Below are 13,785 nucleotides of genomic sequence, written 5' to 3' on the forward strand. Positions count from 1 at the left end.
TTCCGCCAAGCGAGCGCAAAAGCCAATGAACCCCCGCCGCAGGGGCGGGGGCGTGATGATCGCCGGCGAACGCGGCGCACAATAATCGCAGCGGAACATTCATCATGAAGAGGCGTTTCATCGCTGGGGATGTTCACTGGTCGTCTGCGGGAGCCTGCTTATGTCCGTTCGTCTTTGGGTGTGCGTGTTCGCGTTGATTGCTCTTTCTGGTTCGTCGGCCTTCGCCCAGCGGCTGTCGCCGATGGCGGCCCGCGAGAAATTGGAGATTCAAACCGATGTCGAGTACGGCAAAGCGGGTGAGCGAAGCCTGAAGCTGGATGTGATCAAACCGAAAGCAGTGAGTGATAAGCCACGGCCTTGCGTCGTCTGGATTCATGGCGGTGGCTGGCAGAATGGGAACAAGACCAGCGGCATTGGTCGCTTGGCCGGCATCGTGGCCACCGGCGACTACGTGGGTGTGACGGTGGGGTATCGATTGACCGACGAAACTGCCTGGCCCGGCCAGATTCACGATTGCAAAGCGGCCGTTCGCTGGGTGCGAGCCAATGCGAAGTCGCTTGGCATCGATCCCGACAAGATCGCCGTGATGGGCTCGTCCGCTGGTGGTCATCTGGTGAGCATGCTCGGCACCAGTGGCGACGTGAAAGAACTCGAAGGGAAGAATGGCTCAGCCGATGCTTCCAGCCGCGTGGCTTGCGTCGTCGATTTCTGCGGCCCGAGCGATTTTCTGGCCATCCCAAAAGACAACCCGAAGGTGAATGAACCGGGCGGATCGGTTTACAAACTGTTCGGCGGCCCGCTCAGCGAGAAACAAGATGTCGCCAAAGAAGCTTCGCCCGTCACCTACGTCACCGCCGATGATCCGCCATTTCTGATTCTGCATGGCACCGACGACCGGACAGTTGCCATCAATCAAGCCGAGCGCCTGCATGCGGCCCAACAGAAGGCCGGTGTGTCGACGACGTTTGTCAAAATCACCGGTGGCGGTCACGGTATCGGTGGACCAAAAGTCGAAGAACGCGTAAAGACCTTTCTCGATAAACACCTGCTTGGCAAAAGCGTCGAAGTATCCAGCGAGGCCATTGAAGCACCGCCGGCAGCCGCGAAGAAGAAATAGCGACCGATTGGTTCAAGGTTTAAGGTTTAAAGTTCAAGGTTGAATGCAAGAGACCGTATTGGCTTTCCCAACCTTAAACCTTGAACTCCCCGGAGTACCGAGGTGAGCGGGTTAAGAATACAATACCGCCTGCCAGGGGCACCATCAGGTAAAGGGTTGCAACGACTGCTGCGGACGAAGAACATGAGCGGGACACTCACCCGTCGAGTGTCGTTGGTCCGAGCAGTTGGTCTGCACTTCCTGATTTTCCTCTCTCTTCTAAGTGAGGTGCCCTGTGTTGAATTGGCAGCGTGGTGGTTGGTCGTGCGTTCTTTGCGTGGCCCTGTGTGGCCCGACTTCTTACGCGTTCGCGCAAAGGGAGGCTCCGGGCGGCGATGCGAGTGCTCTGCGGGCGCAACTCGAGAAGCTGCAGTCGCAACTGCGGACGATTGAACGAGCGGACGAAGCGCGCGGCAAGGTGACCGAGATCGGTTCGTCGCGAGGTCGCTTGCGCGACGAAGAAGAAGCTCGCCTGGTCGTGAAGGTTTACGACTTGAGCGACCTCTTTACCGTGGCTCCTTCTTATCCGGCGTACGAGCCGAACGAGTTGCAACGCGGCGAACTCTTGCCGGTGTTTCCGCACGTGGGCGAGAGCGCTGCTCAATCGGGAGGTTTTGGCGGTGGTGGATTTGGTGGCGGCGGAGGCGGCATGTTCTCGGTCCCGGAAGTCGCGCCCAAGCCGGCGACCATCGATCGAAGTCGTCCGAGTACGCTCAATCAAGCGAGCGGCATGTCGGGGGCACCGGCGGCAAACGTGCGGACTTCAATGGACAGTTTGATCTCCACGCTCACCAGCACCATCGACCCTGAAGGCTGGAGCGACGTCGGTGGCCGCTCGACGATCTCTGCCGTTGGTACCTCGCTCCTCATTTCGACCACCACCGAAACGCACGCGAAAATCACGGGTCTCATCGACCTGTTTCGGTCGCGCTGGGGCTCGCTGCGCACCATCAGCTTGCAGGCGAACTGGCTTTGGCTGACCCCCTCGCAGTTGAACGAAGCGGCAGCTTTGCCGGCACCTGATGACAAAACAGGACAAGCCGCGAGCAAGGTTTCGCTCCACAGCATTAAGGCCGAGGCCTGGAAAAAACTGCTTGCCGCGGCAGCAGAGAAGCCGGGCGTGGGGAGTGGCTATCACTCGGTGGTCACTTGCTACAACGGGCAAACGGTCGCTACCCAGGCCGGAACTCAACGTCTGGTGGTAGCGGGCATGGAGCCCGTCGTGGGAGGTGGTGAAACCCTCCCTGCGTATCGCCCGACCATGCGCGCGGTCCACGAAGGAGCAACGCTGCAGATCACTCCGCTCGCCACACGCAATGTGAAGTACGTGGCACTCGATGTTCATAGTCGAGTCTCGCTCCTGGCTTCCACCCCCCGCGTGTTGGAAAAAGTCGAAAAGGTGGATGTTGAGAAAATGGGTGTCGTGCCGCGCGAAGTCGTTCAGGCACTCGATCGTCCGGTGTTGCAAACCCAACGATTGGAAACGACCTTGCGCGTGCCCGTTGGTCAGCCCACGCTCATCGGCGGCATGACCTTCGCCTCCGCCACGGGTGACTCGGCTCACTTGTACCTGTTCATCACGGCTCACGTGCAAGAACTGCGCGACGACGACCCGGCCGTGACGACGCCGGCACTCGCGCCGCCAGCGATTGTTCCGGATGCCGACCTGAAACCGACGCTGAACAAGTAAGCCCAGCTCTGGCCGGCTTCCGTCACGAGCAAGCGAGGAAACCGCAAAAGAGGGGTGTCCAATTAAGAAGTTCTTATTTGGACACGACCCTGCATATCTCTCGAGCGCGGCGCGAATCCGTGTCCAATTAGCAGCCTGCTCGTTGGACAAGTTGGTTGAATCAGGCGTCGAAACGGTAACATCGCTTCGTGGCCTGCCCGTGACACAAACTGGTGATGGTCGCAGCGAAGTGGCAGAAAATTTCGCCAGCGATGAAAGGTCTCGGCCACTGGCGACCATACTGGTGAAATGGCGTTCGCGGGATTGGCTGAAAGCCGGCAAATCAAAGGCAGCGATGAGAGACAAAATGCAGACGAAACTTTGGATCGTGATGGTTTTTGCTTCGCTGGCGACCGTGGTGCGTGCCGAAGATTGGCCGCAATTTCGGGGCGTGATGCAAGACGGTGTGGCTGCGACGACCAATGTACCGACGACGTGGACCGCGACCGAGAACTTGCTTTGGAAGGCACCGCTGCCTGGTCCCGGTGGCAGCAGTCCGATTGTGGCAGCGGGCAAGGTGTATCTCACCAGCTATTCGGGCTATGGCATCAACGAGAACGATCCGGGCGAGCAAAGTGCTTTGCAGCGGCACGTCCTCTGTTTCGATCTGAAAACCGGCAAGCAGCAATGGACCTTTCCGGCGAAAGCATTACTTCCAGAGGAGCAATTTCAGGGCTTTCAGGCGTTGCACGGATACGCTTCGAGCACGCCTGCCGCGGATGCCGACGCGCTCTATGTCTTCTTTGGCAAGAGTGGTGTCGGTTGCCTCGGTCTGAACGGCAAGCCTCGCTGGGGCTGCAAGGTGGGCGATAACAAGCACAGTTGGGGTTCGGCCACTTCTCCCGTGCTGTACAAGAACACGGTCATCGTCAACGCCAGCGTCGAGAGCGGAGCGCTCGTGGGGATCAACAAGAAAACGGGGGCCATCGCCTGGACACAGAAAGGCGTGCGCGAGGCCTGGAACTCGCCGATCCTCGTCAAGGCACCTGGCAACAAGGTGGAATTGGTTCTCAGCAGCCAAGGCGAATTGCAAGGCTACGACCCGGAGAACGGCAAGCCTCTGTGGCGAGCGCCGGGCATTCAAGACTATGTGTGCCCCAGCGTGATTGCCCACGACGGCGTCATCTATGCGATTGGTGCTCGCTCAGGCATGGGTGTGGCGGTGAAGGCAGGTGGGCGCGGCGATGTGCCCGTGCTGTGGGAGATGAAGCGCGGCTCGAATGTTTGCTCGCCCGTGTTTCACGACGGTCACTTGTACTGGACGCACGAGAGCCGTGGCGTGGCCTACTGCGCCAATGCCACCACCGGCGAAGTGCTCTACGAGCAACGGCTGGAACCTCGGCCCGACTTGATCTATGCCTCGGCGATGCTAGCCGGTAACAAGATCTATTACGTCAGCCGGAACAACGGCGTGTATGTGGTGGCGGCGAAGCCCCAGTTTGAGCTCATCGCCCACAATGCTCCGCTGGATGGCAGCGTCTTTAATGGCAGCCCCGTTGCAGTCGACGGTAAGTTGCTGCTGCGCTCGAACGAAGCGGTGTATTGCCTGGGGCAGTGAGGAGAGGGGCGGGAGACGAGAGACGAGAGACGAGAGACGAGAGACGAGAGACGAGAGACGAGAGACGAGAGACGAGAGACGGGAGACGGGAGACGGGAGACGGGAGACGAGAGACGAGAGACGGGAGACGAGAGACGGGAGACGGGAGACGGGAGACGGGAGACGGGAGACGGGAGACGAGAGACGAGAGACGAGAGACGAGAGACGAGAGACGGGAGACGGGAGACGGGAGACGGGAGACGAGAGACGGGAGACGGGAGACGAGAGACGAGAGACGAGAGACGGGAGACGGGAGACGGGAGACGGGAGATTGCTAACCCAAATGGATCGTTGCATTCCCTCGCCTCTCACGCCTCGCCTCCCGACCCTCTCCACTTCGCCTTTTTCACCGCGCGGGGCTTGAAAATGAACCACGCATGGGCGAACCTTGGCAGAAGTGAATGTGGTAGAATTGCGGTCAGCTGCTGGGAAGCCCCAACACGGTAGGGTCGCAGCAGTTGCCGATTCCAGGGCCTAGCAATCGGCCTGTATTTGGGTGCCTGTCTTCGCTGAACCAATTCCGGCAGCGGGGCGACACTTCCCGGCGTTCTTAGTTTAGGGAAGGAGACTGTCATGCCACTGTTTGAGATTGAAACGGACGCTCACATCATCATCACCTGGGCTGTTGACGAGACCGCTGCGGGCGGCGTCGTTCACGAGGCCTACCCAGGTGATAAAGTCATCCGCCTGACCAAGCGGCCTCGCGATACTTGGGTCATCTCGAAGGGCGCTCTCGGCCTGACGACGAAGAAGGTCGATGTTTGCTCCACCGCCCGCGACTGCCTCAGCAAGTCGTCGGGTGACAAGGTGCACGCCATTCGCCTGTACATGCACGAAACGGGCACTGACCTGGAACATGCCCGCAAAGTGATCGAATCGAACATGGTCATGGGCTGGTAGTTTTTTTGCCGGCTGGCAACAAGTGTACTCACACAGTTCCGCCTTCCCTGGATGCCGTTCTGCGGCTCGCTAGCGCCAAAGCCAATGAACCGCCGCCGCAGGAGCGGGAGAAATCCAAGCATGCTGCTAGCAGCCGCCCTGCTAAACTCTGCGGGCGGCGGTGTCTTTCCGCGTGGTTCCGCGCGTGACGGTAAGTCGCAAAACTCTGTATCTTTCTACGGCGACCGTCGAAAACGAACGTAAGGGTTCTCGGGCTTGTCCCGAGCATGCCTTGCAAGCCTACCGTGCTTGGGTGGTATTCACCGGGATCGAGCCGATCTCGGCGCTGCCCTGCCTGATCATTTTCTGCCGATCTGCATGCTGATCCCTCAGTGGTCAGTCCCGCCATCGGATTATTGGCAAAGGAGTGCCTGATGAAAGTCACCTCGCCTTGGATGCGACTCTCGCTATCCGTGTGCTTCGCCGCCGGCTGGATGATTCAGCCCGTCGCTGGCCAAGAGATCATTCCGGTTCCTGTTCCCTCGAACGAACCAACCGCTGCAGCGCCTCTCGAACCCCTGGGCGAACCAACTCCTGCCCAGCCCGCCGAACTCACTCCGGTGGCCGAGCCACTGCAGGCAGTCGAATTGGCTCCTCCACTCGCCGCGCCTCCTTCCAGCCGGCTGTCGAAGGTTCGGATCACCGACGAAAGCGTTGGTCCAGCACCTGTTGAGACAACTGAAGCCAGCAACGACGATGCCTCGCCCGAGATCGTGACGGAACTGGTGAAGGAACGATACGCCAACGGCACGATCAAGGTCGAGCGCGAAGTGGCACAAGATCGTGATGGCAACTTCCTGCTGCATGGCGTCTATCGTCAGTATGACGAACGCGGGCAGTTGATCTGCGAAGGCAATCACAAGCAGGGTGAAGCCTCGGGAACCTGGAAGCGTTACTATCGCGGCAGCGAAACCGCTCTGCTGACCAGCTCGCCCTATCGCGACTTTCAACCGACCTTCACTTCGCAAGCCACTTTCGTCGATGGCCAACTGCACGGCAAATGGACCATCTCCGATGCCAAGCAGCGGAAGATCAGCGAAATCGAATTCGCCAACGGCAATCGCCACGGCAAAGCTGCCTGGTTCTACCCCAACGGCACGTTGCTCTCGCAAGCTTCCTACGATCATGGCCGCGTGCATGGCGACGTGATGAAGTGGGGTGCCGATGCTTCGCTGCTGGGCAAGGAGTCTTACACGCACGGCCGTAAGCTCGCGCCGAAGATCGAGTACTACGATGCCGAGCATAAGAAGTCGGAGATCTACTACCTGTTTGCTCCGCTGGTGGTGAAGACCACCGACAACTACCACAACGCTACGCTGGCCACGTTTGAAGTTCGCGGCCAGGACGAGAAGTTCGGTTCGTTCCGCATCTGGCATGCGAACGGTCAACTCGCCCGCCAAGGTGAGTTCCGCTACAACCTCCCCGTGGGCAAGGCCAGTTGGTTCTACTCGAACGGCCAAAAGCAGATGGAAGGTTCGTACGTCGATGGCAAACAAGACGGCACGTGGACCTGGTGGCACCAGAACGGTCTGAAGCAGATCGCTGGCGACTACCGCGAAGGTACGCCCGTTGGCCAATGGTCGTGGTGGAAAGAAACCGGCAAGCTGTCGCAGCGAAACGATATGACGGCTACCAAGGTCGCCAACATTCCCGCGCCGACTCCCGAACCGGAAGATGCCATCCGCCGCTAGGCAGTGGTAATCGACGAACGAGCGAAACGAATCCGGACCGCGATTCCCCCTCGCTGTGTCAGACCCACGAGTTGTAGAAACTCGTGGGTCTTTTTCGTTGATAGTTACGAGACTTGCCAGCGAAACGAATCTCCGCAACTTTCACCGGCGAGTCATTTTGCTCCTTACGGCTCGGCCACGTGCCCCCTAGAATCGAAGGGCTCACGAGGAATCTTTGCATAAGGAGGGGCTATCGCTTGTTGCCACGCTACGCAGCCGACTATAAGGCGCTTCTCTGGTTGTTCTTGGCAATGGGCATCTTGGTTCTGGAGTACACGCACTCGCACTGGGTGTTCTTTCTCTTCCCGCTGAATATCTACTTCGCGATCTGCGCGGGCGTGATTGCCCATAATCACAATCACTGCCCTGTGTTCAGCGGTAAACGGAGCAACGGCGTCCTGGGACACGTGCTGACGTTTTTCTACGGCTACCCGACGTTCGTTTGGGTCCCTACGCACAACCTGAATCATCACAAGCACGTCAACCGCGCGGGCGATGCTTCTATCACCTGGCGTTACACCGACCGGCATAACCTGTGGGTCGCTTGGAGCTACTTCTTTGTGTCCGCCTATCACCAGGCGGTACCGACAAATCTCTTTCTCGCCAAAGCCAGGGCCACGAACCCGAAGCTGCTGCGCCGCATTCAGTGGCAGTACATCGTATGGCTCGGTCTGTGGTTCAGTGTGTGGATGACGGGCGTCATGCTGCACGGCTGGCGTCGCGGCACGGTGCTGTGGGGCCTGAGCGTTGGCATTCCCGCGCTCTGCAGCATCTGGGTGATCATGTTCTTCAACTACGAGCAGCATGTTCACACCGACCCGTGGTCAAAGCACAACCACTCGCGCAACTTCGTGGGGCCGATCATCAACTTTTTGCTCTTCAACAACGGCTATCACACCGTGCATCACAACCAGCCTGGTTTGCACTGGAGCAAGACGCCACAAGAGCATGCCAAAATCGCGCATCAAATCGATGGCGAACTGCAGCAGAAGAACGTCGTGCTGTATTGGTTTCGCAACTTCTTTCTGGCTCTCTTTTGGCCAGCCTGTGGCACACAGCAAATTGGCCGCGCGGCGAACGATCCCCCAGCGGGCCTGACGCATGACCTCACGTCCGACGATGTCGAACTCGGTGAAGCCGGGACCAATACCACGATGGTGACCACCGGTCAGGTCGATTAGCACTGCCGCAATCGCAACAAACTTCTACCCGCCGTGACCACTCTTGTCACCGCAAAACTCATTGTCTGCGAATGTCAAAAATTCTCGATGGGGAAAAACAGCAATCCCCTTAAGTCATAAGTTCCAGCTGTTAGAGTGGTGCTAGCCGGCACGAAACGCTCGTCGCGATTGCGAGAAATGCTTCGCGAGCGAACGTCACCGCGCGGCGAAGTTGACATGAGGCACCCGTAGCATATATTTCAGTTGTAGGGTCGCATGCAGCGAATTTTCACAACAAGTTCCCATAAATTGAACGTGATTCGTTTGCTTCCTTGCTAACACCGTTAGATGACGGTGTCCCCTTTAGCGCTCAGTCAAGGATCTAACTGGAATGAGCGTTGTTTTGATTGGTTTGGCCGGCCTCTGTGTCGGCACCACGCTGGGCTTGATTCTCGGAGCTTTGTTAGCGACCAACAAATCTCGGGACCAGGATTCTGCCTATTCGCATCTCTCTGCGGGAGTGCGCCGCTTTCTGCGCGATGTCGCCGGCGATCCAATCACACCGAACCTGCCCAACCATCTTCGCTTGCTGACCAAGACGACGGATGAAGCCGACGATATGGCCGGCTATCCGACCTGGACGCTCGATGGCGAGCACGAACCGCTCGCTGGACAACATCGGCGATCTTCGGCAGAACGAGGCCAACTGCAGTCGCAATCAGACGAGAGTGCCACAAACCGGTAGTCTATTCAGTTGCAAAATCGGGATGCGTGTCGCGCAGGATTTCTAGGATCGCTGTTCGATCGCTCACCGAGAGATGAGCAAACTTCTCGCTCTTATCTTCGCCGCTGAGAATCTCGCGCAACCGGCGAACGACATACTTCTTGGCCTCGGCAGGAAGTGCGGTGTAGCTCTCCGAATAGATGAGGTAGCTACACGGATACCGAAACATTCGCTTCGTCAGATCAAAGTCCCGGAGCGAACGGCCTTGTTTGTCGCGCGGACCTTGTCGTACGAACTCGGCCGCAAACTCGCTGGTACCAGAGACGCGTTCCGTCAGCGGTGCTTCTTCGTGAAAAAGAAAATACTCGACCAGCGGTTCGCACACACTCTTGATGCGACTCTTGGTGCTCTCGCGTAGCTCGGCTGATTCTTCCTTCAAGTCGCGACTGAGCGCGCGATCGAAATGCAACGCCTGCTGCGTGCCAAAGCTGGCCTGCGTCAGGTAGTTGTGCGCGGCCGCTTGGTGTTCGAGCACCATCAGTGCCACGAGATCGCTGTGAGGAGTAAGAAAGTGGCTGGTATCAAGGTGCGCCGACAAGTCCGTCAGATTCTGACCGGCAGTGTTGTCGGCAGCTTCCGGTCGCGTCTTGCCCCGCACGATGAGATTGCCCAAATGCGTTTGCTTGCCATGTGTGCCGGTAACGTACCAGCCGCCCCACCGCTGTTCGAACGGACTGGTGTGGTCGGTGCGATAAGAGCCCGATGACAAGATCGGCTGGCCCTGCGCATCGCTATAGACCGAGCGAACCACATGCCCGGGCACGCCCTTAGTCGACGAAGAACCGTGGCAGATCAGGCAGTTCTCGGCCTGACGAATGAACCGCGGGGCGACCTCAGGATCTTGCTCAAGCGTGTAGAAGACCGCGCCAAGTGCTGGATCGGCGACAGAGATTTCGAGCACGTCTCCCGCACGGCAATGTCCGACGTAGGTATCGTCGTTGAAGTAGAGCGCGCGAGGTGTGCGCGGCGCAATGCGATTCCGCTGCAAACTCGTTTTCGAGAACACCAGCATCTGCGAACTCTTCGGGACTTGCAGCGCTTCGATGATCGCTGGCAAGTAGCCAAATTCTTCGTCGAACTTGAGCGTTCGCTTGCCCGTCGCCAGTTCGTCTGCCAACTTCGAAACGCGATTGGCGGGCTCTCGCTTGCTGTACTCGATGGGTTCTCGTTCGAACTCCTGCGCATGGACCAATGGCAGAACCAAGGCCGTTATGATCGATGCGAATGAGGCGGTAAAGAACGTCGGTCGTAGCATGACATCCTCGTTGGGCGGGGGAGGCTGCAGGTGGGAAGCTTCCTAATCCTAGGCTATCGCGCTGATAACTGGATGTCAATGTCCAGTTATTGCGTCGCGGCTGTCTCATTCAAGAAACGAAGCGGCCGAGCCAACACGCAAAGGTGTCGCTCGGCCGCTGTTATCGTTTTCTGACTTCCACTTCCCAGCGAACTACTTAGCGAGGATTCGCAGGAGCAGGTTCGCGAGGGGCTGGATCTCGCGGGGCCGGTTCACGATCGCCAGCGCGCGGATTGCGCGGTGGGTTTTCGCGAGGACCTTCACCGGGAGCCGGGTTGCGAGGAGGATTCTCGCGGGGGCCAGCACCAGGAGCTGGGTTACGTGGCGGATTGTCACGTCCCGTATCGTTGCGTGGTGCGTCACGGTCATCGCGGCGAGGATTGTCGCGACGGTCGTCACGACGATCATCCCGGGCGTCTTCACCTTCGTCAAAATAGACGTCGGCCGAGAAGTCGTGTGGTTCGCCAACCATTTCGTTCCAAGTGCGGCGCTGTTCGGGGGTCAATGTTTCGTTGATCCGAGCACGGGATTGCTTCCATTGATCGCCGAACTGGCGGCTAACGCCATCACGATCGCGAGCATATTCGGTCGCGTAGGTGTTCATCTGCTTGTTCCAATCGATGTAGTACCGATTGAAGTTCTGCCGCTGTTCGTCGGTCAGCTTCAAGCGAGTTTGCACCTGCGGATCGTTGAACGCAGCATAACCTTGGTACTGAAGGTTCAGCTGGTTGTACCGATTGCGGGCATCGGCATCGACAAAGACCTTGGCGGTGTTGTCGTAGTAGCCTTGATGGAAGGTGCCGTAAGCGGCGGAGATCCGGCGTTGACGCTCGGCTTCGTCGAGGTCGGCCGGCACGCTGACAACGGCCTGGTTGTAAGGCGTCCAGTATTGAACGTACGTCTTGTTGAGCGTTTGGTATTGGTTGTCATCGATCTTCAGTTGGCGGCGCACACCGTCATTGGCAAACCATGGGCGTCGACCGTACAGGCGATAGCCCGTGTTGCCGCCGACTCGCACATTCGCATCGCCCACGCGAACATTCGCGCGAATTTGGGCCGAAGCCTCATTGGCCAGGCCAAACATCATGCCGGCGGCAAGTGCCGCGAAAATCCAACGCATTGATCGACTCATATTCTCTCTCCCTGGCTCGAGATTTTACCGCTCGAGACTTAGCTCGGTGGTGCTTTCGCTCCATTGCGAAAGCGTGTGGCTGGGGCCGAGTTGCAATTGCGATGCCCGTGCGTCAGAAAGTCGCACGAGTGTTGAGCTTTTGACAGACAAACGCTTGATTCAGACGGTTACTAACTGTCTTGCTGACGCATCTGCGACACCATGCGATGGTTCAACAGCGACCATCGTGAGTGCGCAGCAGTCGAACGGTTCATCTATCGCAGTGCCAGCACAGGCGCATTGTCTACGCGTTTAACCGAAAGAAGCCGCGATACCCATTCACTTATTCTTTGCGGGACGACTGCCGGCAGGCGACCTTCGCAAGTCAACGATTCGCTCCGCTCGCTTCGTATCGAGTGATTCAACCGAGAAGTACTTGTCATCAACCGCTTCGTTGAGGCTCTTCCATTTGATCGTGACTTTCTCAGACCAGTCAGAAGTGACCGAGCTCCAGGCATTCGGAATCCACAGATCGTCTCGTTTCTCGTACGTAATCCGGTGATCCTCACGTGGCTTGCCCCAGTCCGGCTCGCCGTCTTTAAGTGTTGCAGTCGAAAGAGTGTGTCGCGTGACGCTGTATGCTTTCCCCTTGTCGAAGAAGCACGCTCGACGGCTAAGGCCATTCGTCCATTCGACTTTGAGCAATCCATCGGGCTCCTCGAACACGACGGCACCAGGCATCTTTCGGTAGTTAAACAAGATCGTCTCGAACGAGAACGATTTCATGATGTCGCCTCTGCCGAGCAGACCTAAGGCCCGCACATCGATGATCTCGATCCAACCAGGTGGGCGGCTTTCTAGCGGACCGATGATAATTTTCTTGAGGTATCGCGGAAAGGTGATCATCTCGCTGGCGGTCTGAACGAACTGGCCACCCGCATATTCCCTTGATACCAGTCGAGCGTCCGTATTCAAAAAACGATCGAATCGCATCTTTCCTTCGGGAAAGTCGAATGCGCAGAAGAATTCCAAATCTCCTTTGTCGGGTTGTGGAGCGCCAGCCCCAGTCATTTCGCCGGTCGCTTCGAAGACTCCGGTCTGGATCTCCGTGCCTCGCGCAGCGACTTGGCGGAAAATCTCTTGGTATGCCTCGTCATCTTGCGCCAATGACGACGCAGTCGTGCAGGAGATTATCGCAAGGATGGTAATCCCAACGAGTGGCAGCTTGAAGTGAGTCATGGCTTCATCTCGGTGTGAGGGTTACTTCTTCACGGGAAGAATCACGAGGCCTTTGACGCCGAGGTCAATGCGAAAGAGGCCGCCTTCGCCCGCTTCGGGGCCGATGCCGCCGGTTATGAAGAGTTGATCCATTTTGGGACCACCGAAGGCGACGTTGCTAGTGGTGACGTTGCCGCCATCGAATTGACGAATGAGTTCGCCTTTCGGATTGAGGACCTGAACCTGCTTCATGCCGTAGTGGGCGACGTAAAGGTTGCCAGCCGCATCGAGGCACATTCCGTCGGGCTGATTGTCGATCTGCGGCGTCCCTTCTTTCTTGCGAGGTAGATCGGCGAACTTCTTGCGATGCACCAGCTTGCCGGGCTTTTCGACGTCATAAATATGCACAATATTTTTCTGGCTCTCGGCCAGATAGACCTGCTTGCCATCAGGCGTGAGGACAATGCCGTTGGGGAAGGCGAGTCCAGAATCGACAAGCGTGGTCACACCTTTGCTGTCGACATAGTGGACGGTACCGATCGGCTCCTTCAGGCTGCTGCCGCCTGGATCGCTGAAGTAGAAACCGCCGTTTTTCACATCGAGCGTGAGATCGTTCGGCCCGCGCAGCGGCTTACCATCGCACTCCTTCGAAGCGTGTGGCAACGGCTTACCGTCGGCCGAGAGATGCAGCACGGCATGTTGGCTGGCATCGCAAACGAGATGTGTACCATCGGCGAGAATCTTATGACCGTTTGGCGCGCCGGTCTTCGCCCATGGCTGATTCTTGCCATCGAGCGTGAACTGCGTGATGGTATCGCCCCAACTCACGTAGCCTTTGCCGTCATGATCGAAGCAAACCCCTTCGCAGTACTTGGGAACGCGGAACATCTCGTGGGTCTTGGTCTTCGCGGCATCCGGCAGTTCCTGCGCGAGTGCAACCGGCGTGAGACCGCTGACGAACGAAGCGATTAATGTCAGAATGGCGAGCAACACGGCGTGGCAACGAGATTTCATCGGTAAGCCTGTAAGAGGTGGGTGCAACAGAATGACGACGAAAGTGTAATGTC

The 13,785-nt window shown here is 58.0% G+C and carries 11 protein-coding genes; 7 read left to right on the top strand and 4 right to left on the bottom strand.

Features of this window, described 5'->3' with window-relative positions:
• Positions 1-160: 160 nt before the first annotated feature.
• From NA78x_RS10760 to NA78x_RS10790, 7 genes are all read left to right on the top strand, one after another.
• Positions 161-1,117 carry an alpha/beta hydrolase fold domain-containing protein gene (locus NA78x_RS10760; protein WP_425618447.1) on the top strand — a complete coding sequence of 319 codons (957 nt, stop codon included), beginning with the start codon at positions 161-163 and terminating at the stop codon, positions 1,115-1,117.
• Between the two features lie 274 nt (positions 1,118-1,391).
• A complete protein-coding gene (locus tag NA78x_RS10765) occupies positions 1,392-2,846 on the top strand; it encodes a hypothetical protein (RefSeq protein ID WP_425618448.1) in 1,455 nt (484 codons plus the stop codon).
• 346 nt (positions 2,847-3,192) lie between these two features.
• The gene (locus NA78x_RS10770; protein ID WP_425618449.1) at positions 3,193-4,443 is read left to right on the top strand and encodes a PQQ-binding-like beta-propeller repeat protein; all 1,251 of its coding nucleotides are present in this window, start codon (positions 3,193-3,195) and stop codon (positions 4,441-4,443) included.
• Positions 4,444-5,055: 612 nt separating this feature from the next.
• A complete protein-coding gene (locus NA78x_RS10775) occupies positions 5,056-5,382 on the top strand; it encodes a DUF6793 family protein (protein ID WP_425618450.1) in 327 nt (108 codons plus the stop codon).
• Positions 5,383-5,795: 413 nt separating this feature from the next.
• Positions 5,796-7,112: a hypothetical protein gene (locus NA78x_RS10780; RefSeq protein ID WP_425618451.1), complete on the top strand. Its 1,317-nt coding sequence runs from the start codon at positions 5,796-5,798 to the stop codon at positions 7,110-7,112.
• Between the two features lie 236 nt (positions 7,113-7,348).
• Positions 7,349-8,332: a fatty acid desaturase family protein gene (locus tag NA78x_RS10785; RefSeq protein WP_425618452.1), complete on the top strand. Its 984-nt coding sequence runs from the start codon at positions 7,349-7,351 to the stop codon at positions 8,330-8,332.
• A 370-nt stretch (positions 8,333-8,702) separates the two neighbouring features.
• Positions 8,703-9,056, top strand: a complete 354-nt coding sequence (locus NA78x_RS10790; protein WP_425618453.1) for a hypothetical protein — start codon at positions 8,703-8,705, stop codon at positions 9,054-9,056.
• A 1-nt stretch (position 9,057) separates the two neighbouring features.
• Here NA78x_RS10790 and NA78x_RS10795 read toward each other — a convergent pair whose 3' ends face one another.
• From NA78x_RS10795 to NA78x_RS10810, 4 genes are all read right to left on the bottom strand, one after another.
• Positions 9,058-10,350, bottom strand: a complete 1,293-nt coding sequence (locus tag NA78x_RS10795; RefSeq protein ID WP_425618454.1) for a hypothetical protein — start codon at positions 10,348-10,350, stop codon at positions 9,058-9,060.
• A gap of 196 nt (positions 10,351-10,546) precedes the next feature.
• Positions 10,547-11,521, bottom strand: coding sequence for a hypothetical protein (locus NA78x_RS10800; RefSeq protein WP_425618455.1), 975 nt, complete (start codon positions 11,519-11,521; stop codon positions 10,547-10,549).
• 318 nt (positions 11,522-11,839) lie between these two features.
• Positions 11,840-12,739: a hypothetical protein gene (locus NA78x_RS10805; protein WP_425618456.1), complete on the bottom strand. Its 900-nt coding sequence runs from the start codon at positions 12,737-12,739 to the stop codon at positions 11,840-11,842.
• Positions 12,740-12,760: 21 nt separating this feature from the next.
• Positions 12,761-13,732 carry an SMP-30/gluconolactonase/LRE family protein gene (locus NA78x_RS10810; RefSeq protein ID WP_425618457.1) on the bottom strand — a complete coding sequence of 324 codons (972 nt, stop codon included), beginning with the start codon at positions 13,730-13,732 and terminating at the stop codon, positions 12,761-12,763.
• Positions 13,733-13,785: the final 53 nt, after the last annotated feature.

This window comes from Anatilimnocola aquadivae (assembly GCF_049819085.1).
Taxonomy (GTDB): Bacteria; Planctomycetota; Planctomycetia; order Pirellulales; family Pirellulaceae; genus Anatilimnocola.

Coding starts and splice junctions, on each gene's coding strand:
- NA78x_RS10760 (WP_425618447.1), top strand. CDS start 161: ATGTCCGTTCGTCTTTGGGTGTGCGTGTTCGCGTTGATTGCTCTTTCT.
- NA78x_RS10770 (WP_425618449.1), top strand. CDS start 3,193: ATGCAGACGAAACTTTGGATCGTGATGGTTTTTGCTTCGCTGGCGACC.
- NA78x_RS10775 (WP_425618450.1), top strand. CDS start 5,056: ATGCCACTGTTTGAGATTGAAACGGACGCTCACATCATCATCACCTGG.
- NA78x_RS10780 (WP_425618451.1), top strand. CDS start 5,796: ATGAAAGTCACCTCGCCTTGGATGCGACTCTCGCTATCCGTGTGCTTC.
- NA78x_RS10790 (WP_425618453.1), top strand. CDS start 8,703: ATGAGCGTTGTTTTGATTGGTTTGGCCGGCCTCTGTGTCGGCACCACG.
- NA78x_RS10795 (WP_425618454.1), bottom strand. CDS start 10,350: ATGCTACGACCGACGTTCTTTACCGCCTCATTCGCATCGATCATAACG.
- NA78x_RS10800 (WP_425618455.1), bottom strand. CDS start 11,521: ATGAGTCGATCAATGCGTTGGATTTTCGCGGCACTTGCCGCCGGCATG.
- NA78x_RS10805 (WP_425618456.1), bottom strand. CDS start 12,739: ATGACTCACTTCAAGCTGCCACTCGTTGGGATTACCATCCTTGCGATA.
- NA78x_RS10810 (WP_425618457.1), bottom strand. CDS start 13,732: ATGAAATCTCGTTGCCACGCCGTGTTGCTCGCCATTCTGACATTAATC.